The organism is Nonomuraea sp. NPDC049625 (assembly GCF_040675285.1).
In the GTDB taxonomy this organism is placed as follows: Bacteria; Actinomycetota; Actinomycetes; order Streptosporangiales; family Streptosporangiaceae; genus Nonomuraea; species Nonomuraea angiospora_A.
The window spans coordinates 1,339,296-1,363,893 of sequence record NZ_JBFAOQ010000001.1; the positions used below are offsets into that span (position 1 = coordinate 1,339,296).

The 24,598-nt window shown below is 69.7% G+C and carries 23 protein-coding genes; 12 read left to right on the plus strand and 11 right to left on the minus strand.

The features are described from left to right. Window positions 1-158 precede the first annotated feature (158 nt). Genes AB0J87_RS06505 through AB0J87_RS06520 form a run of 4 tightly spaced genes read left to right on the plus strand, consistent with a single transcriptional unit; the run spans window position 159 to window position 3,944 of the window. Window positions 159-1,283, plus strand: coding sequence for a spermidine/putrescine ABC transporter substrate-binding protein (locus tag AB0J87_RS06505; protein ID WP_363962882.1), 1,125 nt, complete (start codon window positions 159-161; stop codon window positions 1,281-1,283). 4 nt (window positions 1,284-1,287) lie between these two features. After that, window positions 1,288-2,136, plus strand: coding sequence for an ABC transporter permease (locus AB0J87_RS06510; protein WP_350730233.1), 849 nt, complete (start codon window positions 1,288-1,290; stop codon window positions 2,134-2,136). Then, window positions 2,129-2,908, plus strand: coding sequence for an ABC transporter permease (locus AB0J87_RS06515; RefSeq protein WP_355207130.1), 780 nt, complete (start codon window positions 2,129-2,131; stop codon window positions 2,906-2,908). Before AB0J87_RS06510 ends, AB0J87_RS06515 begins: the two co-directional genes overlap by 8 nt. Further along, window positions 2,895-3,944, plus strand: coding sequence for an ABC transporter ATP-binding protein (locus AB0J87_RS06520; protein ID WP_350730237.1), 1,050 nt, complete (start codon window positions 2,895-2,897; stop codon window positions 3,942-3,944). The genes AB0J87_RS06515 and AB0J87_RS06520 overlap by 14 nt, the downstream gene beginning before the upstream one ends. A 2-nt stretch (window positions 3,945-3,946) precedes the next feature. On the opposite strand, the gene AB0J87_RS06525 is transcribed toward AB0J87_RS06520, so the two are convergent. Further along, entirely contained in the window at window positions 3,947-4,552 is a 606-nt protein-coding gene (locus AB0J87_RS06525; protein WP_363962883.1) for a TetR family transcriptional regulator, read from the minus strand. A gap of 146 nt (window positions 4,553-4,698) precedes the next feature. Here AB0J87_RS06525 and AB0J87_RS06530 point away from each other — a divergent pair, with 146 nt between their 5' ends. The 6 genes from AB0J87_RS06530 (at window position 4,699) to AB0J87_RS06555 (ending at window position 12,331) form a co-directional block, all read left to right on the plus strand. Further along, complete coding sequence (locus AB0J87_RS06530; RefSeq protein WP_363962884.1) at window positions 4,699-5,955, plus strand: glycosyltransferase; 1,257 nt, start codon at window positions 4,699-4,701, stop codon at window positions 5,953-5,955. A 14-nt stretch (window positions 5,956-5,969) separates the two neighbouring features. Then, window positions 5,970-7,367, plus strand: coding sequence for an aminobutyraldehyde dehydrogenase (locus tag AB0J87_RS06535; protein ID WP_350730243.1), 1,398 nt, complete (start codon window positions 5,970-5,972; stop codon window positions 7,365-7,367). Between the two features lie 252 nt (window positions 7,368-7,619). Beyond that, window positions 7,620-10,928 carry a nitrate- and nitrite sensing domain-containing protein gene (locus AB0J87_RS06540; protein ID WP_363962885.1) on the plus strand — a complete coding sequence of 1,103 codons (3,309 nt, stop codon included), beginning with the start codon at window positions 7,620-7,622 and terminating at the stop codon, window positions 10,926-10,928. 5 nt (window positions 10,929-10,933) lie between these two features. Beyond that, complete coding sequence (locus AB0J87_RS06545) at window positions 10,934-11,347, plus strand: roadblock/LC7 domain-containing protein (RefSeq protein WP_201760494.1); 414 nt, start codon at window positions 10,934-10,936, stop codon at window positions 11,345-11,347. Window positions 11,348-11,367: 20 nt separating this feature from the next. Continuing rightward, window positions 11,368-11,772 (plus strand): DUF742 domain-containing protein, encoded by a 405-nt coding sequence (locus AB0J87_RS06550; protein WP_225964010.1) that lies wholly within the window; start codon window positions 11,368-11,370, stop codon window positions 11,770-11,772. Further along, window positions 11,753-12,331 carry an ATP/GTP-binding protein gene (locus tag AB0J87_RS06555; RefSeq protein ID WP_192790701.1) on the plus strand — a complete coding sequence of 193 codons (579 nt, stop codon included), beginning with the start codon at window positions 11,753-11,755 and terminating at the stop codon, window positions 12,329-12,331. The genes AB0J87_RS06550 and AB0J87_RS06555 overlap by 20 nt, the downstream gene beginning before the upstream one ends. A 328-nt stretch (window positions 12,332-12,659) precedes the next feature. Here the strand turns inward: AB0J87_RS06555 and AB0J87_RS06560 are convergent, their stop codons facing one another. Further along, window positions 12,660-13,802 (minus strand): methyltransferase domain-containing protein, encoded by a 1,143-nt coding sequence (locus AB0J87_RS06560; RefSeq protein WP_363962886.1) that lies wholly within the window; start codon window positions 13,800-13,802, stop codon window positions 12,660-12,662. Next, window positions 13,799-13,936: a hypothetical protein gene (locus tag AB0J87_RS06565; RefSeq protein WP_363962887.1), complete on the minus strand. Its 138-nt coding sequence runs from the start codon at window positions 13,934-13,936 to the stop codon at window positions 13,799-13,801. Before AB0J87_RS06565 ends, AB0J87_RS06560 begins: the two co-directional genes overlap by 4 nt. A 753-nt stretch (window positions 13,937-14,689) precedes the next feature. Here AB0J87_RS06565 and AB0J87_RS06570 point away from each other — a divergent pair. Beyond that, window positions 14,690-15,214 carry a GNAT family N-acetyltransferase gene (locus tag AB0J87_RS06570; protein WP_363962888.1) on the plus strand — a complete coding sequence of 175 codons (525 nt, stop codon included), beginning with the start codon at window positions 14,690-14,692 and terminating at the stop codon, window positions 15,212-15,214. 266 nt (window positions 15,215-15,480) lie between these two features. Here AB0J87_RS06570 and AB0J87_RS06575 read toward each other — a convergent pair whose 3' ends face one another. The 4 genes from AB0J87_RS06575 to AB0J87_RS06590 form a co-directional block, all read right to left on the minus strand. Continuing rightward, a complete protein-coding gene (locus AB0J87_RS06575; protein WP_363962889.1) occupies window positions 15,481-16,263 on the minus strand; it encodes an oxidoreductase in 783 nt (260 codons plus the stop codon). Between the two features lie 68 nt (window positions 16,264-16,331). After that, window positions 16,332-16,910: a TetR/AcrR family transcriptional regulator gene (locus AB0J87_RS06580; protein ID WP_363962890.1), complete on the minus strand. Its 579-nt coding sequence runs from the start codon at window positions 16,908-16,910 to the stop codon at window positions 16,332-16,334. 39 nt (window positions 16,911-16,949) lie between these two features. Further along, window positions 16,950-17,660: an SDR family NAD(P)-dependent oxidoreductase gene (locus AB0J87_RS06585; protein WP_363962891.1), complete on the minus strand. Its 711-nt coding sequence runs from the start codon at window positions 17,658-17,660 to the stop codon at window positions 16,950-16,952. Continuing rightward, window positions 17,657-18,907 carry an erythromycin esterase family protein gene (locus AB0J87_RS06590; protein ID WP_363962892.1) on the minus strand — a complete coding sequence of 417 codons (1,251 nt, stop codon included), beginning with the start codon at window positions 18,905-18,907 and terminating at the stop codon, window positions 17,657-17,659. Before AB0J87_RS06590 ends, AB0J87_RS06585 begins: the two co-directional genes overlap by 4 nt. 297 nt (window positions 18,908-19,204) lie before the next feature. Here AB0J87_RS06590 and AB0J87_RS06595 point away from each other — a divergent pair, with 297 nt between their 5' ends. Beyond that, a complete protein-coding gene (locus AB0J87_RS06595; RefSeq protein ID WP_363962893.1) occupies window positions 19,205-20,614 on the plus strand; it encodes a glycoside hydrolase family 6 protein in 1,410 nt (469 codons plus the stop codon). 43 nt (window positions 20,615-20,657) lie between these two features. On the opposite strand, the gene AB0J87_RS06600 is transcribed toward AB0J87_RS06595, so the two are convergent. The 4 genes from AB0J87_RS06600 to AB0J87_RS06615 all read right to left on the minus strand — a co-directional run bounded on the left by AB0J87_RS06600 (window position 20,658) and on the right by AB0J87_RS06615 (window position 24,550). Next, complete coding sequence (locus tag AB0J87_RS06600; RefSeq protein WP_363962894.1) at window positions 20,658-21,386, minus strand: class I SAM-dependent methyltransferase; 729 nt, start codon at window positions 21,384-21,386, stop codon at window positions 20,658-20,660. A 31-nt stretch (window positions 21,387-21,417) separates the two neighbouring features. Then, window positions 21,418-22,296, minus strand: a complete 879-nt coding sequence (locus tag AB0J87_RS06605) for a CoA ester lyase (protein WP_363962895.1) — start codon at window positions 22,294-22,296, stop codon at window positions 21,418-21,420. After that, the gene (locus tag AB0J87_RS06610; RefSeq protein WP_363962896.1) at window positions 22,286-23,509 is read right to left on the minus strand and encodes a CoA transferase; all 1,224 of its coding nucleotides are present in this window, start codon (window positions 23,507-23,509) and stop codon (window positions 22,286-22,288) included. The genes AB0J87_RS06605 and AB0J87_RS06610 overlap by 11 nt, the downstream gene beginning before the upstream one ends. Window positions 23,510-23,620: 111 nt before the next feature. Continuing rightward, the gene (locus tag AB0J87_RS06615) at window positions 23,621-24,550 is read right to left on the minus strand and encodes a LysR family transcriptional regulator (protein WP_350730264.1); all 930 of its coding nucleotides are present in this window, start codon (window positions 24,548-24,550) and stop codon (window positions 23,621-23,623) included. Between the last annotated feature and the right edge of the window lie 48 nt (window positions 24,551-24,598).

Genomic DNA, 24,598 nt, shown 5'->3' on the forward strand with positions numbered 1-24,598 from the left:
ATCCCAATTCAACTCGTAGACCAAACTTCCAGGTAGCAATGTCAGCAAAAGTCTTGCTCATGTTGATTTCCCCTGCAACACTCCTGCTCTGGTCTGCTGTGTCCGGTAAGGTCGCGCGACCCCTCAAAACTGCACAAAATCCAGAAGGAGTAGCGGCCGTGTCCCGTATCCGGTTCACCCGTCGTCTCCCGGTCGCTGTCACAGCGGCCGGCCTCGCGCTCGCCGTCGCGGCGTGCGGCGGTGAGTCGTCGACCAGCTCAGAAGGCACGACGCCGGCGGCGGCGGACCAGCTCAAGCCCAACGCGGACCTGTCGCAGCAGTCGCTCCAGATCACCGTCTGGCCGGGTTACACGCCCGAGGAGCTGCCGGCGAAGGTCAAGGCGAAGCTCAAGGTCAAGGACATCAAGGTCGCTCTGCACGACACCAACGAGATCGCGATGACCAAGCTCACCGCCCCCGGTGACAGCGGCATCGACGTGGCGTTCGTGTCCGGCCAGTACGCCCAGGCGCTCAACGCGGCGGGCCTGCTGGAGCCGATCCACCCCGAGCTGATCCCCAACCTGGCCAACCTCTACCCGGAGGCCACCCAGCTCTCCTACGACAAGGGCAACAAGTACTCGGTGCCCTACACCTGGGGTACGACCGGCATCTGCTACCGCTCCGACCTGGTGAAGTCCGAGCCGACGAGTTGGAACGATCTGCTCAAGCCCCCGGCTTGGGCCGACAAGAAGGTCACCATGATGACCACCGAGCGCTGGCTCGCGCTGCCCGCGCTCAAGGCGCTCGGCTACTCGGTCAACACCGACAAGGACGACGAGATCGCCAAGGCCAAGGACCTCCTCGTCGCGCAGAAGCCCCACCTGCTCACCTACGACGACACCACGTTCGGCGACAAGCTGAAGTCCGGCGAGGCCCTCATGGTCGAGGCGTGGGACGGCTGGTGCCCGACCACGGACCCGAAGGGCAACATCAAGTTCAAGGTGCCGAAGGAGGGCAGCGACCTCTGGGTGGACACCATGGTGATCATGAAGTCCTCCAAGAACAAGGAGGCCGCGCACGCCTTGATCAACTACATCCTCGACCCCGAGATCCACAGCTGGGCCGCCGAGAACATCAACTACAAGGTCCCGAACAAGGCCGCCATGGAGCGGGTGCAGGTCGCCAAGGGCTCGCTGCTGGACATCAAGCCCGCCGAGCTGCTCAACGGTGAGTCGATCATCGACCTGGGCCAGGCGTCGACCAAGTTCACGCGCCTGTCGACCGAAATCACGGCGCAGCAGTAAAGCGGTGAAGTCTGAGGTCAAGGCCCGGCCGGCGTCCAAGGGACGCCGGCTGGGCGCGTTCGTTTTCCTGTCACCCGGCGTCACCTATCTGATCGTGCTGCTGCTGGTGCCGCTCGCGCTGGTGCTCAGCAACACGGTGTTCCAGCGCGGCCGCTTCGGCGGCGTCGTCTACGAGTTCACCACCGAGAACTTCGAGCGCCTGGTCGATCCGCTCTACCTCGGCGTGGTGGGCACCTCGCTGAAGATCGCGACCCTGACGACGCTGATCGCGCTGCTGATCGGCTATCCGACGGCCTACCTGATCGCCCAGCTGCCGCCGAAGTGGAAGACGGTGGCGCTGGTCGCCATCGTCCTGCCGTTCTGGACGAACTTCATCATCCGCGTGTACGCCTGGATCATCCTGCTGAGCGGCCCCGGCGTGGTCAACTCGCTGCTGGGCACGGACCTGGAGCTGCTCTACAAGCAGGGCACGATCGTCACCGGGCTGCTCTACTCGTACCTGCCGCTGATGGTGCTGCCGCTGTACTCCGCCATCGAGCGGCTCGACCCGCAGCTCAGGGAGGCCTCGGCCAACCTGGGCGCCTCGGCGTTCACCACCTTCAGGAAGGTCACGCTGCCGATGACGGTCCCGGGCGTGATGACCGGGTGCCTGTTCGTGTTCGTGCCGAGCTTCGGCAACTTCGTCATCCCCGAGATCCTCGGCGGCAGCAAGTCGATCATGGTGGGCAATCTGATCCGCGACCAGTTCCTGAAGGCCCGCGACTGGCCGTTCGGCTCGACGCTCGCGCTGGCGCTCATCGCGGTGCTGATTGTGCTGCTCATCGTGCAGGCCAGGGTGGCGCGCCGTGCGTAGGTCAAAGCTCCTGTACGTCCCGTTCTGGGCCACGTACGTCTTCCTGTACCTGCCGATCGTCGTGCTCGTCGTCATGTCGTTCAATTCCGGCAAGTCGGCGTACACGTACGAGGGCTTCAGCCTCAAGTGGTACGGCGAGCTGGTCAACGACAAGCTGGTCAGGGACGGCCTGGTCAACACGCTGATCGTGGCCACCGGCTCCACGGTGATCGCCACCGTGCTCGGCACGCTGCTGGCCGTCGGGCTGGCCCGGCACACCAGGTCCAAGACGCTGGACGCCATCGCGCTCATGCCGGCGGTCCTGCCCGACCTGGTGATCGCGATCGGCCTGCTGCTGTTCTACGGCCTGATCCAGCTCACGCTCGGCCTGTACTCGGTGATCCTCGCCCACGGCCTGTTCGCGATGGCGTTCGTGGCCGCGGTGGTGCGCACCAGGCTGACCAACTCCGACACCTCGCTGGAGGAGGCCTCGCGGGATCTGGGCGCGGGGCCGGTCACGACGTTCTTGAAGATCACGCTTCCGCAGCTGACGCCGGGCATCGTCGCCGGCGCGCTGCTGGCGTTCACGCTGTCGCTGGACGAGTTCGTGATCGCTTTCTTCACGATCGGCAACAGCGACCAGACGCTGCCGATCGTGATCTATTCGATGATCCGTTTCGGGGTCACCCCGAAGATCAACGCGCTGGCCGCGATCCTGCTCCTCGTGAGCTTCACGGCGGTGATCGCCGGGCAGCGCATGACGAAGATCGGGGAGAGACGTGCTCAGGATTGACGGGATCACCCGCAGGTTCGGGGAGGTCACGGCGCTCGACGAGGTGTCGCTGGAGATCGGCCAGGGCGAGTTCTTCGCTCTGCTCGGCCCTTCGGGCTGCGGCAAGACCACGCTGCTGCGCATCATCGCCGGGTTCGAGACGCCCGACCGGGGCACGGTGACGCTGGACGGCGAGGACCTGCTGTCCAAGCAGCCGAACCGGCGGCCGATCAGCCTCATGTTCCAGTCGTACGCGCTGTTCCCCCACATGACCGTGGCCAAGAACGTGGCCTACGGCCTGGAGCGCGAGCGGCTGCCCCGCCAGGAGGTGAAGCAGCGCGTCGGCGAGGTGCTGGAGACCGTCGGGCTGTCGGCGCACGCGGACCGCAAGCCCGCCCAGCTCTCCGGCGGCCAGCGGCAGCGGGTCGCTCTGGCGCGTTCCATCGTCAAGCGGCCCCGCCTGCTGCTGCTCGACGAGCCGCTGTCGGCCCTGGACAAGAAGGTCCGCGCCGACATGCAGCTGGAGCTCAAGCGGCTGCAGCACGAGGTGGGCATCACCTTCGTGGTGGTCACGCACGACCAGGAGGAGGCCATGTCGCTGGCCGACCGCATCGCGGTCTTCGACAGCGGCAAGGTGCGGCAGGTGGACGAGCCGATCGCGCTCTACGAGCGGCCCCGCACGGCGTTCGTGGCCGACTTCGTCGGCGCCAACAACCTCTTCCACGGCACGGCCAGCGGCCTCGACGGCATCAAGACCGAGGACTTCGGCATGCTGGCCGGCGCCCCGCTCGAAGAGCTCGAGGCGGGCGCCAAGGCGCTGCTGGCGATCCGGCCGGAGAAGGTCGAGCTGGCCGGCGAGAGCGCCACCCGCGGCCTCAAGGGCAGCGTCCTGGACGTCAGCTTCTACGGAGGCGTGTCGCACATCTCCGTGGACGTGCCGGGCCACGTCAAGCCGGTGCTGGTCGCCGTGCAGGGCGCGAGCACGGTGAAGGCGGGCGCGAAGGTCAAGGTGCGCTGGAAGGCCGAGGACGCGGTCATCATGGCGGTCGACCGGTGAGCTCAGCGGGCCAGGTCGTTGCCCGTGGCAGCGCGGGCGTACGAGAGGATCAGCTCGGCCGCCTCGGCCGGGCCGATCACCGGGTGCCTGGCCGTGATGCGGTAGCCGTACGCGTCCTCCAGCGCCACCAGGTTGCGGGCGATCGTCAGCGAGTCGGCGCTCAGCCTGAACACCCCCAGCGCGGCGCCGGTGTCCAGGACCGCCTGGTACATCGAGACCTGGCGGTCGTAGAGGGAGGTGAGCAGCACGCCGTAGACCCGGTTGCGGCCCGCGGCCCCGCCCAGCTCGTTGAGCAGGCGGACATCGGGGTCGAGCGACCCGGTCGGCAGCCCGGACTTGATCGTGAGCACCAGTTTCTCGACCGGGTCGGTGAGGGTGTTGAGCTGCCGCACGCGCTGCTCGTAGAAACGTTCCATGCCCGCGTGCTGCGCCTCGACCAGCAGCTCGCTGAGGTCGGGATAGTGGTAGAGCACCGCGCCGGAGGTCAGACCGGCCTCCTCGGCGACGTGCGAGAGCTGTACGCCGTCGATGCCGTGACGGATGATGGCCCTGCGCGCGGCCTCGATCAAGTCGATGCGCCGGTCACTACGGCTCTTACGCTGAGCCACCCCCACCGCCTTCACTCGTTTGGCTGCTGTTCAGTTAGCCGTGACCATAGTGCCCGTTACTTGACCTTCACGCTAGATCAGTTCTTGAATTCCTCTTCAAATTGATGAGTTTCCCCGGAGCCTCGATGTCTCTCACCATCCTGTTCATGCCTGAAAGCGCCTACGGGCCGACCAACAACTCGATCGGCATCGGCGACATCCTCCGCCGCCGCGGCCACCGCGTCGTCTTCGCCGCGGAGGCGTCGTGGAAGGGCAAGCTCGAAGCGCTCGGCTTCGAGGAGGACCTCGTCGACCTCGCCCCGCCGCCCGAGGACGCCGCGGAGGAGCAGGACCCGGGGCAGTTCTGGAAGGACTTCATCCGCGAGACCGCCCCCGAGTACCGCAAGAGCACTCTGGAGCAGCTCGACACCGTCACCAAGCCGATCTGGGACTCGCTGATCGACGGCGTGAAGTACTGCGAGCCGCAGCTCAAGGCGATCATCGAGCGCGTCAACCCCGACGTGATCGTCGAGGACAACGTGATCACGTTCCCGGCGCTGCTCACCGCGGGCAAGAAGTTCGTCCGCATCGTCTCCTGCAACCCGCTGGAGGTGCGCGGCGAGAACATCGCGCCGGTCTTCTCCGGCCTGCCGGCCGACGACCGCTCGGAGTGGGAGGCCTTCCGCGCCGAGTACGACCGCACCCACCGCGAGCTGTGGACCGCCTTCAACGAGTGGTGCGTCGAGCAGGGCACCGAGCCGCTGCCCGACCTCGACTTCATCCACGAGGGCGACCTGAACCTCTACGTCTACCCCGAGATCCTCGACTACGCCGACGCCCGCCCGCTCGGCGACTCCTGGCACCGCCTCGACTCCTCGGTGCGTGAGACGGACGAGGCGTTCACGCTGCCCTTCGAGCGCCGCAATGAGGGCTCGCTGGTCTACTTCTCGCTCGGCTCGCTGGGCTCCTCCGACGTGGAGCTGATGCAGCGCGTCATCGACGTGCTGGCCACCACGCCGCACCAGTACATCGTCTCCAAGGGCCCGCTGCACGAGGAGATCAAGCTCGCCGACAACATGTGGGGCGCGGAGTTCCTCCCGCAGACCAAGATCATCCCACTGTGTGACCTGGTCATCACGCACGGCGGCAACAACACGACCACGGAGGCGCTGCACTTCGGCAAGCCGATGATCCTGCTGCCGCTCTTCTGGGACCAGTACGACAACGCCCAGCGGGCCGACGAGCTGGGCTATGGTGTCAGGCTCTCCACCTACACCTTCACCGACGAAGAACTGAAGGGCGCGGTCGAGCGGCTGCTCGGGGACACCGAGCTGCGTGCCCGGCTCGCCGCCGCGGGCGAGGAGATCAGGGGTCGGGACGGCCTGCGCAAGGCCGCCGACCTGATCGAGCAGCTCGGCCAGTGAGGACATGAATTTCCATGCGTGAACTGATCAACCCCGCCACCGGGCTGCCGTGCGCCGAGATTCCCGACACGCCGGTGGAGGGCGTCGCGGCCGCCGTCGACCGGGCCCGCGCGGCCTTCGAGGAGTGGTCGCAGACCACCCCGGCCGACCGGGCGCGGCTGCTGCTGCGGGTGGCCGACCTGGTGGAGGCCGACGCAGAGGAGCTGACCAGGCTCGAGGTGGAGGAGACGGGCAAGCCCGCGTCGGTGTTCCGGGACGGCGAGCTGCCGTTCGCCGCCGACAACCTGCGCTTCTTCGCCGGGGCCGCCCGTTCCCTCGAAGGCTCGGGCGCCGGTGTCTTCAGCCCCGGCTACACCTCGGTCCTGCTGCGCCGCCCCGTCGGGGTGGTGGGGTCGATCGCGCCGTGGAACTTCCCGTTCGTCATGGCCGTCTGGAAGGTCGGGCCGGCGGTGGCCGCGGGCAACGCCGTGGTGATCAAGCCGGCCCCTCAGACGCCGCGTACGACGTTGCGGCTGGCCGAACTGTTCGCCAAGGCGGGCGCGCCCGACGGGCTCGTCCAGGCGATCACCGGGGACGCCGAGGCCGGCCAGGCGCTGGTCACCCACCCGGGCGTGGACATGGTCAGCGTCACCGGCTCCACGGAGACGGGCCGGGCGGTCATGACCGGGGCCGCGGCCACGCTCAAGCGGGTGCACCTCGAGCTCGGCGGCAAGGCGCCCGCGCTGGTCTTCGAGGACGCCGACCTCGCGGAGATGGCCCGCGGGGTGGCGATGGGGGCGACGTACAACACGGGGCAGGACTGCACGGCCGCCACCCGCGTCTACGTCGCCCGCGAGGTGTACGCGGACGCGATCGAGGCACTGCGGGCAACTCTTGCCAAAATAACCGTCGGCGACCCCTGGGACCCGGCCACGGACATCGGCCCGCTGATCTCGGCCGCGCACCGGGACCGGGTGCACGGGTTCGTCTCCAGGGCCGGCGGGCGCGTGCTCCACGGAGGCGCCCCGATCGAAGGCCCCGGATTCTTCTACCCGCCCACGCTCGTGACCGACGTCGCCCAGGACAGCGAGATCGTCCAAGGTGAACTTTTCGGACCCGTGCTCGTGGCGCTACCGTTCGACGGCGAGGACGAGGCGGTCAGACTGGCCAACGACACGCGGTACGGTCTGGCCTCGTCGGTGTGGTCGCGCGACGTCTCCAGGGCCATGCGCGTCTCACACCGGCTCGATGTGGGCGTGACCTGGGTGAACGACCACCTGCCCATCGCCAGCGAGGCGCCGCACGGCGGGGTGAAGGGCAGCGGGTTCGGCAAGGACATGAGCCAGGAGGCGGTGCAGGAGTATTCGGTGACGCGGCATCTGATGGTGAAGCACGCGGCGCCGGTCGAGCGGGATTCGTTCCGGCCCGCCTGAAGACGTGTACGGCGATATGTTGCCCAAAGTGACCCTTTGGGCACGTGTGATGGGATATGTTCGGTTGGCCGATCTGGTACGGGTTGTGTTCCAATTACCCAGCCGGAACGAATCCCATGCGCCACACGCGTGTCTGATTTCTTTCGAGCACGTACCGGCGAGAGGTTGCGAGAGTCAGTGAGGACGAAAGACCCCAGGCACACGAGGTCAGGGGAGTACACAGGCGGACGTTTCCGGCTGGGGAACTGGCGTGTGCGCTCCAGGCTGGTCGCGCTGATCCTCATCCCCACGGTGGTGGGCGTGCTGCTCGCCGGCGTGCAGCTGGCCAACGCCATCGGCACCAACGCCGAGTACCGCCGGCTCACCCAGGTCGCCGAGCTGGTGCAGCGCATCGGTGCGCTCAACCACGAGCTCGGCAAGGAGCGAACGCTCACCGCGTGGTACGTCTCGGACCGCAGCAGAGGCCAGCGCCTCGTCCAGCTCAAGACGCAGCGGCAGGCGACGGACACGGCCAAGAAGCAGGTGCTGAGCGCGGCCAACGCCATCGACGCCGCGCACTCCGCCCGGGTCATCGAGGGCGTCGACAACATGCGCCGGTGGCTCGCCGGTCTCGACAGCCTCCGCGAGTCCATGGTCTCGAACGTGCCGCCGCGTGCCGCCATCAGCACGTACACCACCATGATCGGCGTCTTCTCCGCGATCGAGGGCGACCTGGGCTCCGGCGTCAACGACGACACCCTCCAGGGTGACGTGGCCGCGCTCGGCTCGCTGCAGCGGGTCAAGGAGGAGATCTCGCGCCAGCAGATCATCCTGATCGTGGCGCTCGTCCAGCGGAAGCTGGACAACGACGACCTGTCGGACTTCCTGGGCTCCTGGAACAAGCAGCAGGCCGAGCTGGCCGCCTTCGAGCAGGAGGCCGACTCCAAGGACCTGGACGCGTACCAGAAGGGCGTCAAGGGCCTGCAGATCGACCTCGCCGACGCCATGCGCCAGCGCGCGCTCGCCCAGATGCGCGAGTACAACGAGATCCGGGATCTCGACGTCACCACCCGCCGCGACCTCGGCAACTGGTACGAGTCGACCACGCTGTCCGGCAACGCCATGCGCAAGGTCGAGGACGGCCTGGCCACCAGGATCGTGGCCAGGACCCGGGAGCTGAGCGACACCGAGCAGCGCAACGCGATCATCTCCGGTGCGGTGATCCTGGTCCTGCTGCTCCTCGTCCTGGTCTTCACCACCCGCGTGGCCGGTTCGCTGGTCCGCCCGCTGCGCCGGCTGCGTGCCGAGGCGCTCCAGGTCGCCACGACCCGGCTGCCCGAGACCGTCCGCGTGCTGCGCGAGTCCGGCGAGGGCGCGCAGGTGCCCGAGACGCCCTCGGTCGGCATCAACACCCGTGACGAGATCGGTGAGGTCGCGCAGGCCTTCGACGAGGTCCACCGCGAGGCGATCCGGCTGGCCGGTGACGAGGCCAAACTGCGGGCGAACGTCAACGCCATGTTCGTCAACCTCTCCCGCCGCAGCCAGACGCTGGTCGAGCGGCAGCTGCAGCTCATCGAGGGTCTGGAGCAAGGTGAGGAGGACGAGCAGCGACTCGCGAACCTGTTCCGCCTCGACCACCTGGCCACCCGCATGCGCCGCAACAGCGAGAACCTCCTGGTCCTCGCCGGCCAGGAGGCCGCGCGCAAGTGGAGCGAGCCGGTGCCGCTGGTCGACATCGCCCGCGCCTCGCTGTCCGAGGTCGAGAACTACGAGCGGGTCCAGATCCAGATCCCGTCCGGCACGCTGATCGTCGGCCCGGCCGTCACCGACGCCGTCCACCTGCTCGCCGAGCTCATCGAGAACGCGATCTCGTTCTCCCCTCGCGAGAGCAAGGTCCAGGTCACCAGCACCCCCGCCGAGGGCGGCGTGCTCGTGTCGATCAACGACCTGGGCATCGGGATGAACCAGGAGGAGCTCTCCGAGGCCAACTGGCGCCTGGCGAACCCGCCCGTCGTGGACGTGTCGGTGTCGCGGCGCATGGGCCTGTTCGTGGTCGGCCGCCTGGCCCTGCGCCACGGCGTCCGCGTGCAGCTCAGCCCCCGGGAGACGGGCGGCCTGAGCGCGCTGGTCTTCATGCCGGACATGCTGATCAGCAACGGCCTGGGCGGGCCGCAGCAGGGCGGGCAGTACGAGGCGTTCACGGACTTCGACCCGAGCATGTTCGCGGAGCCGTCGCGGAACGGGTCCGCCTCCTACGGCGCGGCGCCCTCCGGCGACGGTTCCGAGCACGTGGTGGACACGCAGTGGCCGGGGTCGCTGCCGGTGCCGGGGAGCGGCAACTGGGCTCCTTTCGGCGGCGACCAGCAGGCGCCGTTCAACGAGCAGCCCGCCGCGTTCAACGACCGGCCCGCCGCGGATCGCCCGTTCGGCGAGCAGCCCTTCGGGGACCAGCCGTTCAGTGAGCCGCAGCCTTTCGGCGAGCAGCCGTTCGGTGAGCAGCCTTTTGGTGAGCAGCCTTTTGGGGAGCGGCAGTCGCCCTACGCCGAGCAGCCGCAGAGCTCGCAGAACGGCGACCAGCCGCGCTGGCCGTCCTTCGCCGAGGAGCCCCCTGCGTCCGCGCAGCAGCCGTTCGGTGAGCAGCCGTTCGGGGAGCAGCGCTGGCCGTCGTTCGCCGAGGAGACGCCGCCTCCCGCGCCGCAGCCCAACTCGTTCGCGGAGAACCGGTGGCCGTCCTTCGCGGAGCAGCCGCCGCCCCTGCAGGAGGAGGAGCCGCGCTGGCCGTCCTTCGCCACCGAGCCGCCCAAGCAGCCGCAGGAGGAGCCGCGGTGGTCGTCGTTCGCCGACCCGGTGCCGCGCAGGTCGCTGTTCGAGTCCGAGGATCGTCCGCAGCCGCAGTTCGGGGAGTCGTACCGCTCGCCGTTCGCCGATGACCTCAAGCCCGCCGACCAGTTCCAGCAGAACGGGCAGTCCAACTACGACAGGTTCGGGCCCGGCGACTACTCCTCGCAGGACATGACCGGCCCGCTCCCCGTGGTGCGCAACTCGCCCATGGAGGAGCAGGGCGACGAGTTCCTGCCGATCTTCTCGTCGGTCGGGTCCGACTGGTTCCGGCGGCCGGAGCCCGAGGTGCTGCAGCCGCACAGCGAGCCCGCTCCCTACGAGCCCGCTTCCTACGAGGCCGCTTCCTACGAGCCCGAGCCGGAGACCACGGCCGTGCATCCGGCCGTGCCCGCCGACCCGGCCCCGGTCGCTCCCGCGCAGTCCCCGTCGGGGCTGCCGCGGCGCACGCCCGGCGCGTCCGGGGCGGGCGCGACGTGGTCCTCGCCCGCGGACTCCGGCTTCCAGGCCGCGCAGGCCGCCGCGCAGCCCGCGCAGGGCGGCACGACGTCCTCGGGCCTGCCTCGTCGCGTGCCCAAGGCCAACCTGGTGCCCGGTACGGCCAGCCTCGCCGAACCCCAGGCTTCGTCACCGGCACCGCAGATCTCACCCGAGCGGCTGCGCAGCCGGCTCTCCAGCTTCCAGCAGGGCGTCCGCCAGGGCCGAGCGTTCACCCGGGGCGAAGAGAATGAGGAGGACAAATGAGAGAAATGAGCCAGGGAGCGCGCGGCATCAGTTGGTTGATCACGGACTTCGTGAACAACGTGCCGGGCGTCGCCCACACGGTCGTGGTGTCGTCCGACGGTTTGCCGCTGGCCTTCTCCGAGGGTTTTCCCAAGGATCGGGCCGACCAGCTCGCCGCTGTGGCGTCCGGCGTGATCAGCCTGACCCAGGGCGCCGCGCGGGTCTTCGAGGGCGGTATGGTGACCCAGACCGTTATCGAGATGCAGCGTGGGCTCTTGATGATCATGTCCATCAGTGATGGGTCCTGTTTGGCGGTCCTGGCTGCTCCCGACTGTGACATGGGCCTGGTGGCTTACCAGATGACCCTGCTGGTCGAGCGAGCGGGCCAGGTGCTGACGCCGGCCGTACGCGCCGAGCTGCAAGCGGCCCGCCCCCGCTAGTGGGGCGGTGACAGGAGATCATGGTGTCAGGTCAGGGTTGGGCTGGTGATAGCACTCCGCCGCATCCGGCGGCTCCCCGTCCGCAGAAGCAGAGCTCCCTGGTACGGCCCTATGCCGTGACCGGGGGGCGCACCGCTCCGCGGATGAAGTTCGCCATGGAGGCATTGGTGTCCTCCGTGACGTCGGAATACCAAGACATTTCCCTACTTAGTCCGGAGTATCAGGCGATTATTCAACTGACCCGGAACGTCCGGTCGGTTGCCGAGATCTCCGCCCTTTTACGCCAGCCCCTTGGCGTGGTCCGGGTGCTGATCGCCGACATGGCGTCCGAGGGCCTGATCCGCGTGCACCAGCCTGCGCTGGACGCCGGAAAGCCGGACCTCAACTTGCTCGAAAGGGTGCTCAGTGGACTTCGCAGGCTCTAGCCCCGGCCTAACCTCGACGAAGATCGTCGTGGCCGGGGGCTTCGGCGTGGGGAAGACGACGTTCGTGGGTGCGGTATCGGAGATCCTGCCGCTCACCACCGAAGCGGTCATGACGGACGCCTCCGCGCACGTGGACGACGTCTCCCTCACACCGAACAAGACCACCACGACCGTGGCCATGGACTTCGGCCGGGTCTCGCTCGATCGCGACTTGATCCTTTACCTGTTCGGCACGCCCGGACAGCACCGCTTCTGGTTCATGTGGGACGACCTGGTGCGCGGCGCGATCGGCGCGGTCGTCCTCGTGGACACGCGCCGCCTGGCGGACAGCTTCCCCGCGATCGACTATTTCGAAGAGGCGAAGCTGCCGTTCGTGATCGGCATCAACGGCTGGGACGGGCAGTTCGCGCACGCGGAGGACGAACTCCGCGAGGCCCTGTCGATCGGCGGCCACATCCCGATCGTGCGCCTGGACGCCAGGCAGCGGGAGTCGGTGAAATCCACCTTGATCACCCTGGTGGAACACGCCCTGACCCGCCACATGCACACCCCGGTGTAGGCGGACCGCGGCCCGTCCGGGTTCAACCTGCTGGACCCGCCCCGAGGCCTTCGCAATGGGGCGCTTCGTGCCGAAGGCGCTCAGACGTTCTTGTCTGGGCGCCTTCGGCGACTGGTGGCCCACCCCTTGACCGACGAGACGGTGGGCCGACTTCTGCCCAGCCTGCCAACTGGATCGGGCAAGCCTCGTTGGGCGATCGCGGTTGAAAGCCCTGCGGAACCCGGTTGGCGGTCGTCGGCGGTTCCGCGACAACGGCGCGTGCGCCCGGGGCACGATCTCCCTGGTTGAGGTCCTGACACCTGGCCAGAGGTGGCCGCTCTCCGCCTGCTCAGGCCCCGGCGCCGCCCAGCGTACGCTCCGGAGCGTCCAGCCAGATCCGTTGGCCCTCCCGCGTGATGGTCATGCCGAACCGCTCCCGGTCCGGCTCACCCCAGGACACCCACCGTGCGTAAGCGTCGGTGATCTCATCCCACAGGGACCGATCGCCGAGCTGGTATGAGAGGTGATCGCCGTCCGGGTCGTGAACCGCCGCCGCCCAGTGGGAAGGGTCGGCCGGGTCGACCACGTACAGCACGAAACGGTCCCCCTCATCGACCTCGCGGATATGCAGGCCGGTGAGAGCCGACATGGCCAGCCCCGCCCCCGCCGGCGCGTGCGCGATCGTGCGCGGGTCTACCTGGGTCGTGGACCGTCGGCCGCTGCCGTCGTCGTCGGAGACAGGGGATCCGTCCTGCGAGCGCATCAGCATGTACGACGTGCAGCCGGGGAACCGGCCGGCGGCGACCCCGTCCGGCATGACCACGAGCCGCACGGAGAGGTCGACGTCGAAGCCTGGCGAGAACGGCGCCACGATCACGCCGCCCGGCCGAGTCTGCTCGACCCATGCATACGGCACCGTGTGGACGGCGCAGGTGACGTGGACCCGGTCGTACGGCGCTCCCTCGGCCCACCCGTCCGCCCCGTCACCGACGATCAGGCGCGGGTGCACGCCGGCCGCGGCCAGCGTCTTTCCCGCTTGCTCGGCGACGGCCTGGTCGACCTCGATGGAGGTCACGATGCCGTGCTCCCCGACCAGGTGCGACAGCAGCGCGGCGGTCCAGCCCGTCCCCGTGCCGATCTCCAGCACCCGATCGCCCGGCTCCGGATCGAGCAGGGTGAGCAGATCGACGACGGTCCCCGGGGCGGAGTTGGAGGAGGTGTAGCGCCCGTCCACCTCGCGGATGTCGGTTGCGCCGGCATCGAGCTGAGTCACGATGGCGTCCGGTCCGTACACCATGGCCCACCAGGTGTCCGGGTCGGCGTGCCGGTCGATGAGGCGGGGGCCGCCTCCGGTGAGAACGACCCCGGTGGGGGGCACGAACCGATGCCGGGGCACGGCCCGCAGCGCCTTGTCGATGGCGCCGCTGACCCGGCGGCGCTCGCTGATGGCGTCGATCAGGCCGTCAATGCGGGCGCCCAAGTCGAGGGTCACTTGCCGTCCTTCTTGTCCCCGTCACCGCTGCCGCGTTTACCCGCGCTGCCGTCTCCGTCGCCCTGGCTCTTCTTCTTCTCCTTTGGGGGAGTGAACGGCTTCAGGCTGGGCTCCTCGCCCTTGTGCTTTCCCATGATGGCCTCATACGTCTAGACGAGTACCGTGTCGTGATCGTATGGCTACGGTGCGGAGTGGGCAAGGGAGTAGTGCGGTTCCGGTCTTCGCCGGTAGGCGAATGTCACTCCTCGCTCTGGCACACCTAGGCGTGGCGTATGCCGAGGCCCCGCCCCGGGCGATAGCCGGAAGCGGGGCCCGTCGTCGGCTGTTCGGAAGGGTCATCAGCAGCCCTCGAAGCCCGTGACGGGCCTCGTGATCACGAACTGTCGTGCTTGTTCGTCAGTGGCGTCACTATGCCAAGGTCAGTTGGCTGAGACATCACAGATCCATCGGAGGCATCTCCTGCCTGAAGTCCGCGCAGGAGAAATACGGGCCTCCGCTTCCCTGGGCGCCGCTGCCACAGACCGCTTCTAGAGAAGAGGGCGTGGCTCAGGGGCAACCACTCCACGCCCCGATTGGCGGATTCCCTTGCATTCCCCAATCGGAGCTCCTCCGCCCGAGGCTGCAGGGCTGTATGCCTGGGTGGGGGCCATCAGGATCTCCGGGTTGGTCGTCACCAGGTTCCACGTACGCGGACATAAGAGTCCAGGCGGTCGGTCATCGGAAATCCTGCTCGATGGCCATGTACTCTCTCGATCTTGCAGGCGTGTCCCGGTCCGCTCTACTCCGCTGAGCGAGCGCCATGCCGCAAGTCGATCGATCCGCTCCTGTCGAAGATCGAGGAAGGGTCGATCGGTTGACCAGATGATCCATTGTGAATGGAGAGGCTCTTGCTGACCGGCGATCTCATACGGCTACGCTCCCTTGAACCCTCCGACGCCGAGCCGATGTGGCGTTGGAACAATGACCCCGAGGTCGGGCGCTGGATGTTCGGCAGCTATCCCGAGTCGCTCGCACAGATCACCAGGCGCTTCGAGGAACTGCCCCGCAACTCCTATGCCAGCGCCTTCTTCGCCGTCGAGTCGCTCAACGAAAAGCGGTTGATCGGCTCAGTACGGCTCCGCGATGCCGAACCCGAGACCGGCGCCGCCGAACTCGACCTTCGGATCGGGGACAAGGAGTATTGGGGTCGCGGCTATGCCACCGACACCGTGAGAGTGATCTGCCGATACGGCTTCGCGGAGATGCGACTCCACAGAATTCGGCTCTCGGTGGTCGCGGAGAACGCCGCCGCCCTCCGCGTCTATGAAAAGGTCGGCTTCGTCGTGGAGGGCCGTGAACGAGAAGCCTTCCGCCGGGACGGCGCGTGGCATGACATGGTCCTGATGGGCCTTTTGGAGGGTGAGCTACGGTGACCGGGCACCCTGATCCCAGTGGGCGTCGGCCCGTCTCCTTGGGCGACCTCATCAATATTGAGAGCGGGCTGACCGTCCCCAGGAGGAGGCATCTTATTTGTGGGGCCGATCGCAGGCCAGTCCAGCACGCGGTGCGCCCCAAGACGACAACGGCTCGCGTGGGACGCGGGTCCACCCACGGCCCACATCGGTTCGGGCCTACGGCAACGGGAGCCCGCCGGGTGAGTGCCGGGTCAACACTGTGACGCCCAAGGAGGCCCTGGGCGTCAGAGGGTCTTCACGGTGCCGCCGTCGATGACGTGGTCCGCGCCCGTGATGTTGCCCGCCACGTCCGACAGCAGGAACGCGATCAGCGCCGCCACCTCCCGCGGCTCGGTGATGCGGCCCGTGGTGATGCCGAACGCCGCCGGGATCCCCTCCAGGAACGCGGCATGGTCCGCGCCCGCCAGGGCGGCCATCTTGCCGCCGAAGCCGTCCGGGTCGTCCCAGAGTGCGGTACGGACGACGCCGGGCGAGACGGTGTTGACCCGGACGCCCCGCGGCCCGAACTCCTCGGCGAGGGACTTGCCGAGCGCGGTCAGGGCGGCCTTGGCGGCGCTGTAGGCGACGGGGCCGGCGGCTGGGAGCCGGGAGTTGATGGACGAGACGTTCACCACTGCGCCGCGCCGCTCGATCAGGCTGGGCAGGGCGGCCCTGGTGACGCGGACGGCGCTGAGCAGGTTGACGTCGAAGATGGCGGCCCACTCCGCGTCGCCGGTGTCGAGGAAGCCGACCGGCTCCACGGCGTCCCCGCCGCCCACGTTGTTGACCAGCAGGTCGATGCCGCCGAGTTCGGCGAGGGCGGTGTCGACGAGGGTGGAGACCCCACCGGGGGTGCTCAGGTCGGCCGGCACCGCCAGGGCGCCCGACTTCTCCAGTTCGGGCGTGATGGTGCGGGCGGCGCCGACCACGCGTACCCCCTCGTCGATCAGGGTCCGCACGGTGGCCAGGCCGATGCCCCGGCTGGCGCCGGTGACGACGGCGGTCTTGGAGTCGAGTCCGAGCTTCATGATCTCTCCGATTTTCTTGAACTCAAGGTACAGAATGAAGGTGCGACAAATCCCGGCAGGGGGTGGGGTCAGAGGGAGTCGACGACCGCGTTGACCACTCTGGCGAGGCGGTCCGGGCCGTCGGCGACGCGCGCCAGCAGGCGCATGCCGACGACGGTGTTCAGCAGCAGGCTCCCGACCGCCCGGGCGTCCCGGTCGGCGGCGATCTCGCCCGTGCGGCGGCCCTCCTCGACCAGCGCGCGGAAGGCGTCCTCGGTGCGGTCGAACATCCGCCGCACGAGCTGCGCCGCGCTCTCGTCCGACTGGCCGAGCTCGGCCGCGGTGTTCACGGCCATGCAGCCGCGCCGGTCGGGGTCGGCCAGGTCCATCTCGGACAGGAGGCGCAGTGTCCTGCGCAACCTGTCCTTGACGGGGCCCGGCTCCTTCAGCATCTCGATCAGCGCCGCCGCCTGGCTGTCGCGGTAGCGGCTCAACGCCGCCTCGAACAGCGCGTGCTTGCTGCCGAACGTGTTGTAGAGGCTGCCCTTGCCGATGCCGAGCGCGTCCACCAGGTCCTGCGGCGTGGTGGCCGCGTAGCCCTTGCGCCAGAACACGTCCATGGCGTGCCCGACGGCCGCGTCCGGATCGAACTGCTTCGGCCTCCCCATGGCTACGACGCTAACAGTTTCTGGACTCGGAGGTCAAAATCACCCGGCGGTCGGCATCTCCGGAGGTGCTCCGGTCGCCAGCCAGTGGGCGCGCCGCGTGATCGCGGCCGGCCAGCCGTCCGGCACCACGGTGAAGGCGCCCGCCCGCACCGCCGCAAGGGCCTGGTCGGCGATGTCCGCGGGGTCCTCGCCGTCGGGCGACATGCCGGTGCGCACCAGGGCCGGGCACAGCATCGTCACGCCGATCGGCGTGCCGGCCAGCGACAGCGCCGCCTGTTCGGCGAGGGCGACGACGGCGTGCTTGGAGGCCGCGTACGCGCCACCGGCCGGGAACGTGACGAGCCCCGCCAGCGAAGCCGTGATCAGGATGTGCGCCGGCCGGCCGGACGCGAGCAGCCGCGGGACGAACGCGCGCAGTCCGTTGACCACGCCACCCACGTTCACCGCGAACACCCGGTCCCAGTCCTGCGGGCTCACCTCCCACGGCGCGCCCAGGTCCCGGCCGACGATGCCCGCGTTCAGGCAGACCAGATCGACGTCCGGGGCGGCGGCGGCCAGCGCCTCCATCTGCGCGACGTCGGAGACGTCGGTCCGGACGGCCTCGGCCCCCAGCTCGGCCGCGGCTTCGCCGAGCGCCGTCTCGTCGACGTCGGCGAGCACGACCCGTGCCCCGTCCGAGCGGAGCCGGGCGGCCAGCGCCCTGCCGATCCCGCCGGCGGCGCCGGTGACGACGGCGTTGGTGATGTTCATGAAGATGCTCCAAACAAGTCCGCCGTCGCGGTGGGAGTGCACACGACCGCGTCGAAGGCCTGGCGCAGCGGCGTGTCCACGGTCGCGCTCTGCGACCGGATGCGGTCCAGCGGCGGCCCCGTACGCAGGTCGGTCAGGGTGACGGCCCCGCCGAGCCCGGCGTCGACGAGGGCCCCTTCCACGCTCCCGGGAGCCGGGGCGTCGAGGCTGACGACGTCGAGCGTGAACCCGACAGGGGAGCCCTCGGCGGGGACGATCATCTCCGGCACCTGGCCGGCGGTGTGGGTCAGCGCCACGGCGCGGTAGCGCGGGCCGAGGTCGCGTGCCAGGTAGTGGCCCATCGGCAGGCCGGCCAGGTGGCCGCCGAAGGTGACGGGGGTCTTCTGTATGTGGTTGTTGTGGGCCACCAGCACGACTCGCGCGCCGTTGCCGGCCCTGTCCAGATGCCACCGTACGGCCGCGGCCATGTAGTGGTCGCGAGCCGACGTGTCGCCCGGCAGGCCCGCGCCGGAGAACAGGTCGTTCATCGCCCGGAGCATGTAGTCGGTGTGGCAGGCGGCATCCAGGTGGCGGCGGGCCGTGTCGTAACGGTGCCGGCCGGCGCGGGAGACGTAGAGCGGTTCGAGCGCCCGCAGCCGCAGCGACAGCCGGGACAGGCTCGCCGTGAGGGAGTCCCGGAACGCCGGGTCGAGAGCGCCCCACGCGGGCGCGGACACGGCGGCCGAGCCGCCGGTGATCTCGTCGGCCGCGCGCAGGACGCCGGCCACGAAGTCGTCGAGGTCCGGGTCGACCAGCCGCAGGTATTCGGCGACCGGGTCGAGGTCCGGCCGCAGGGTGAGGGTGTTGGGCAGGTCGATCCCCACGATCCGGACAGGCTGGGACCTGCTCCGGTTGTAGTGGCGCAGCCAGAGCAGCAGCTCTCCGAACACACCGCGGGTCAGGGGCCCGGCAAGCCGGAGGAGGCCGGCCTCGTCGCCCTCGCCGGCGAGCCAGGCGTTGACGGCGGCGGCGTCCGCGGATCCGAGCTCGAACGCCACGTCGGTGAACCCGCAGCGTTCGAGGAGGAAGCGCAGCAGCCGCGCACGGGCGAGGTTGAACTCGCGGACGAAATGGGCGCCCTCGCCGACGGCCACGACCTGGGCGTCACCGACCACGCCGCGCAGCGGCTCGAGGTCGTCGAGGACGGGGTCGGCCGGGTCGAGGGTGTTGAGGACAGTCGTGTGCCCTGACAGGGAACGGGAAGTCATGGAAATGCACTCGTTTCTCGGTGGATGCCGGAAGCCGGCGGTCAACGCGTCGAAGAACGCGGAACAGAGCGCTCGGCCGGACCCGTGCCGACGGGTCGCCCGAGGCGCTGCGATGTCCGCTTACGGACGCGGATCAGAGAAACAAGGTGCCAGGAACCATGCGGCCGATCATAGCGGAGCCGTGGCACGTACGCTCCGTCACCGCCGGTGCCGGTGCGTACGTTCATACTTCGCCTCTTGACCTTGTCAGACGGGGTCGGTAATGATCAACCGCGACTCCCGCCGAAAGGTGCACACGTGCGATTCATCGCAGGCAAGACCGCGGCTTTAGCCGCCGTCCTGACAGCAGTTCTCGTCGTCCCCCAGCCCGCCTCAGCCGCCGCCCAGCTCATCGGGAACGGCACCTTCGACAGCTCCACCGCCCCCTGGGCCGCGATCGGCCAGACGACGGTCGCGCTCGACGCCCAGCGGCTGCGGGTGGACGTGAAGGCCGTCGTCGCCAACCCCTGGGACGCCATGGTGGCCGCCCCCACCACCGCCGCCCTGAACCCGGGCAAGAGCTACACCCTCTCCTTCGACGCCTACTCCACCGTCGCCTTCAAGGCCACCGCCACGGTGCAGTACAAGGCCACGCCCAGCACCAACCAGTCGCTGGCCACGGGGGTGCAGCTCACCACGTCGAGCAAGCGCTACAGCATCCCGTTCACGGCCGCGACCGGCACGGACACGGCGGCAGAGGTGACGTTCCAGCTCGGCGGGTCCGGCGGGACGCCCGTGATCCGGTTCGACAACGTGTCGCTGATGGAGACGCAGACGACGCGCCCGACCTCCCTGTTCGTGTGGAACCAGTCCAACCCGGCCAAGTGGGTCACGGCCAATCCGAACGCGAGCCAGACCGCGGCCATCTCCGCGAACATCGCCAACAAGCCGATCTTCGAGTGGTTCGGCGGCTGGTTCAGCGACATCACCCAGGCCGTGGACACCTACGTCGGCGCGGCGCAGGCCCAGGACAAGCTGCCGATGCTGGTCGCGTACAACATCCCCAACCGGGACGCGTGCGCCGACCAGTCGGGCGGCGGCGCGGGCGACGCGGCCGGCTATCACGCGTGGATCACCGAGTTCGCCAAGGCCATCGGCACCAGGCACGCGATCGTCGTGCTGGAGCCCGACGCGGTCGCCGCCGCCGGGTGCGTGACCAAGATCGGCAAGAACCCCGAGGACCAGTACGCGATGCTGCTGGACGCCACGCAGGTGCTGAAGGCCCAGGCCCCCAACGCGTGGGTCTACCTGGACGCGGCCAACGCCACCTGGCTCGCGCCCGACGTCATCGCGCCGCTGCTGGTCAAGTCGGGCATCGCCAACACCCGCGGCTTCTCCGTGAACGTGTCGAACTACTTCTGGACCACCGACTCCGAGACGTACGCCGTCGGGGTCAATGGTCAGCTGTCGGGCACCGTGGGCGCCAAGAAGTACGTGATCGACACCAGCCGCAACGGCAACGGCCCCTACTCGGACAGCACGCCCGAGGACAACTGGTGCAACCCGCCCGGGCGCAAGCTCGGCGCCTCGCCGGTCAGGCAGTTGAGCGGCGCCGAGTACATCTTCTGGGTCAAGGTGCCCGGTGACTCCGACGGCGTGTGCAACGCCTCCACCAAGCCGGCCGGGCAGTTCGACCCCGACCTGGCGGTGGCCCTGATCAACGGCTAGTCCCTGATGGCCGGGCCTCTCGGCGAGGGGCCCGGCCGCTCTCTCATACCCGCTGGAGCAGGAGGGTGACGAAGCCGAGCGCCTCCCGGTAGCCGTTGAGCCACAGCTCGCGGTGCTCCCGCGCGACGGCGAGGGCCTGGTCGCCGTCGGGGCCCGGGTTGGCGGCGGCCCATCGGGCCAGGGTGCCGGTCCACGACCATTCGTACTCGTCCCACTCGGCGAGGGTGCTCACGTGGCCGTAGACGGCCAGCCAGCCCTCGGACTCGGCGGCGGCCACCGTGCCCGCCAGGCCGGGGTACGCGCCGATGGCTTCCACGACCTCGGGAGCAGGGGTCCGCTCCCAGAAGCCCTCCCCGATCAGCGCCAGCCCGCCCGGCCGGACGAACCTGGCGACCGCGTCCATCGTGCCCTTCAACCCCTGGAACGCGTGGGTCGAGCCCACGCAGAGCACCAGGTCGTACGGCTGCTCCGAGGAGAACTCGGCCGCGGACATCTCGTGCAGCCTCAGCCGGTCGGACAGGCCACGCGCGGCCGCCGCCCGGCTCGCCGAGGACACGGCCTCCGCGGAGAGGTCCACGCCGTCGGCCGTGGCCGTGGGGACGAGTTCGAGCGCGCGGAGCGACCATTCGCCCTCGCCGCATCCCAGGTCGAGGACGCGGGCCCCCTCCGGCAGCGCGGCCCGGAGCAGCAGGCGGTCGAGGTTGCCGGGCGTGATGGGAGCGGCGATCGGATGGTCACGGTGGGCGATGGAGCTGATCAGCGTTCGTTCCATGCCGTTCAGTCTCGCGGCGCCCGCAACCGGTTTATGGGCCGTACCGGTCGAGGACGGCCCGTGCCGTGGCGGCCATGGCCTCGTCCACCATCTCGCCCTCGAACGTCACCGCGCCCGACCCGCCGGCCTGGGCCGCCTCCACCGTCGCGATCAGCCGGGCGTAGCGGGCCAGCTCGTCGGGGGAGGGGGAGAAGGCCGCGTTGATGACGGGGACGTGGGAGGGGTGGATGGCCATCATGCCCTCGTAGCCGAGCGAGCGGTTCTGCTCGGCGAAGGAGCGCAGCCCGTCCAGGTCGCCGATGCTCGTCCACAGGCCCGCGACGGGGTTGGGGATCCCGGCGGCGCGCACGTCGAGGAGCACGCGGGAGCGCAGGCCGAGCGTGCTCTCCGGGGTCCAGCGGTAGCCGACGGCGCGGGCGACGTCCCCGCCCGGCGCGGTGACGGCGCCGAGGTAGGCGATCCGGGACGGGGCCGCCATGGCGACGTCGTACGCCGCCCGCAGCGCGGAGGCCGTCTCCAGCAGCGGCACCAGGGCGATGTGCCCCCGAGGCAGGCCGCGCTCGCGTTCGCACCAGGTGAGCAGCCGGTCGGCGAGGCGCACGTCCTCCGGGCCGCTCACCTTGGGCAGCACGACCCCGGTGAGCCGCTCGTGCGCGACGGCCCGCAGCTCCTCGGCCCCCGCCCAGCCGTCCACCGGGTTGACGCGGACGAACAGGGCCAGGTGCCCCGCGTAGCCGGCCACCGCCGCGGCCACCGCGCGGCGGGCCTGCGACTTGCCGTCGGCGGGGACCGCGTCCTCGAGGTCGAGGATGACCGCGTCGGCCCCGGCCGCCTCCGCCTTGGCCAGCCACTCCGTCCTGGTGCCCGGGACGAAGAGCAGGGAACGGAGCAGGGGACGCTCAGATGACACCGTGCTGCTCCAGCTCCGCCAGCTCCTCCTCGGCGAGCCCCAGCCACTCGTGGTAGACGAGGTGGTTGTCCTGCCCGAGCGCGGGGCCGGTGCGCCAGACCTTCCCTGGCCGCCGGTGGAAGTGGGGGATCACGCCCTGCATGCGCACGGGGCCGAGGTCGGCGTCGTCGACGGTGATGATGTCGCCGCGCTCGGCGTAGACCGGGTCGGCGGCGATGTCGGCGGCGGTGAACACCCGCGAGGCCACCACCTCCGCCCGGGCGAACTCCGCCAGGCACTCGTCCGTGGTCCGCGCGGCCACCCACTCCCGCAGGCCCTTGTCCAGGGTCTCCCGGCCCTCGTGCTGCTGCGCGGACGTGGCGAAGTCCTCGTCGGGCAGGCCGAGCAGGCGGGCCACGTTGCGTACCGAGCGGAGGGTCGCGGACGTCACGGTGATCCACTCGCCGTCGCCCGAGCGGTAGGTGTTGATCACCGCGGCGGGCGCGACGGCGAGCTGGTTGCCCGCCCGTTCGGGTACGACGCCGAGCTGGTCGTAGGCGATGATCTGCCACTCGATCAGCCGGTAGAGGGGCTCGAAGAGGGCCAGGTCGATCCACTCGCCGTCGAAGCCGGGGTCGCCCGCGCGGCGGTGGAGGGCGGCGAGCACGGCGTACGCGCCCATCAGCCCGGTGACCGCGTCCCCGTGCGAGAACCCCGTGTGCACGGGCGGCCCCTCGGGGAACCCGGTCAGGTGCACCACCCCGCTCCTGGCCTCGCCCATCTTGCCGAAGCCCGGCTCGTTCGCCCGCGAGGAGGTCGCCCCGAACCCGGAGATCTGGAGCAGGATCGCCTTCGGGTTGAGCCGGTGCACGGCCTCCCAGTCCAGCTCCCAGTCGCGCAGCCGCCCGGCCCGCAGGGTGACGATCACGACGTCCGCCCAGGCGACCAGCCGGTGGGCGATCTCGCGTCCGGCGGCGTGGTGCAGGTCGAGGGTGACCGAACGTTTGTTGCGACCGGCGACCTTGAACCACAGGGGCACGCCGTCCCGTACCGGGCCCATCGCGCGGGCGGCGTCGCCGGCGCCGGGGGCCTCCACGTGCACCACGTCCGCACCCTGGTCGGCGAGCATGGAGCCGGCCATCGGCCCGGCCACCACGTGCGCGAACTCCACCACCTTCAGCCCGCGCAGCTGCCCCTGGCCGCTTCCGCCCGTTTCCTGACCCGTGCCTGTCACCCGCGCTCCTTCGCCTCCCGATCCGTTTCATCCTGCCGAGGCGGTGAAATGCGTGTCCAGCACAAGAACCCCATCATTCAATGCGCTTTGGGCATGAATCCCGGGGTGGCCTCAGTCGCGGTTCCAGGAGACGCCCGCGGGCAGGTCCCGCAGCTCGCGGCGGAACCCGTCCAGCAGGTCCAGGAACGCGCTCGTCGCCACCGGCAGCGTGCGGCGGGCCCTGACCACGACGTCCAGCCGGCGGTCCACGACGGGTTCGGCGAGCGGACGGTAGACCAGCCGCCCCGCCCCCATCAGCGGCAGCACCAGCGCGGGCATCGCCGAGACCCCCAGCCCGGCCGTCACCAGCCCGCCCACCGTCGCCACGCTCCCCGCCTCGGCCGCCAGCGTCGGGGCCGCCCCGGCCTGCGCGAACGCCGCGTCCGTGAGCCGCCGCACGCTCGACTCCGGCCCGATCGCGAGGAACGGCTCCCGGGCCAGCTCCTCCCAGGTGATCTCCGGGAGCTCGGTGAGCGGGTGGTCCTCGGGCAGCACGGCGTGGAAGCGGTCCTTGATCAGCGGGCGGTGTTCGAGCTGCTCGGGGGCGGCGCCGACGGTGGAGATCGCGAAGTCGGCGTCCCCCGAGAGCACCCGGCCGAGCACCACCTGCTCCAGGCCGTCCATGATCCGCAACCCGGCCATCGGCCGCCGCAGCCGGAACTCGGAGATCACCCGGGGCAGCAGTACCGCGGCGACCGACGGCAGCGTGGCCACGGCCACCACGCCCGACTCGCCGAGCAGGTAGCGCTCGAGCTCCTTCATGCCCGACCGGTGCGCGGACACGATCTGCTCGGCGACCCGCAGCGTCTCCACCCCGGCCGCCGTCAGCTGCACGTTGCGGGTGTCGCGCTCCAGCAACTGCGCGCCGAGCAGCCGTTCCAGCTCGGCCACCGCGCGGCTGAGCGACGACTGCGACACGTGCATCTCGGCCGCCGCCGCCGTGAAGCTCGCCGCTCTGGCCACGGCGGCGTACGCGGCCAGCAGCCGCAGGTTCGCCTCCATGGCGCGAGCATAGACCCGAACTTTTGCGCAGAACGCATGGATAAATGT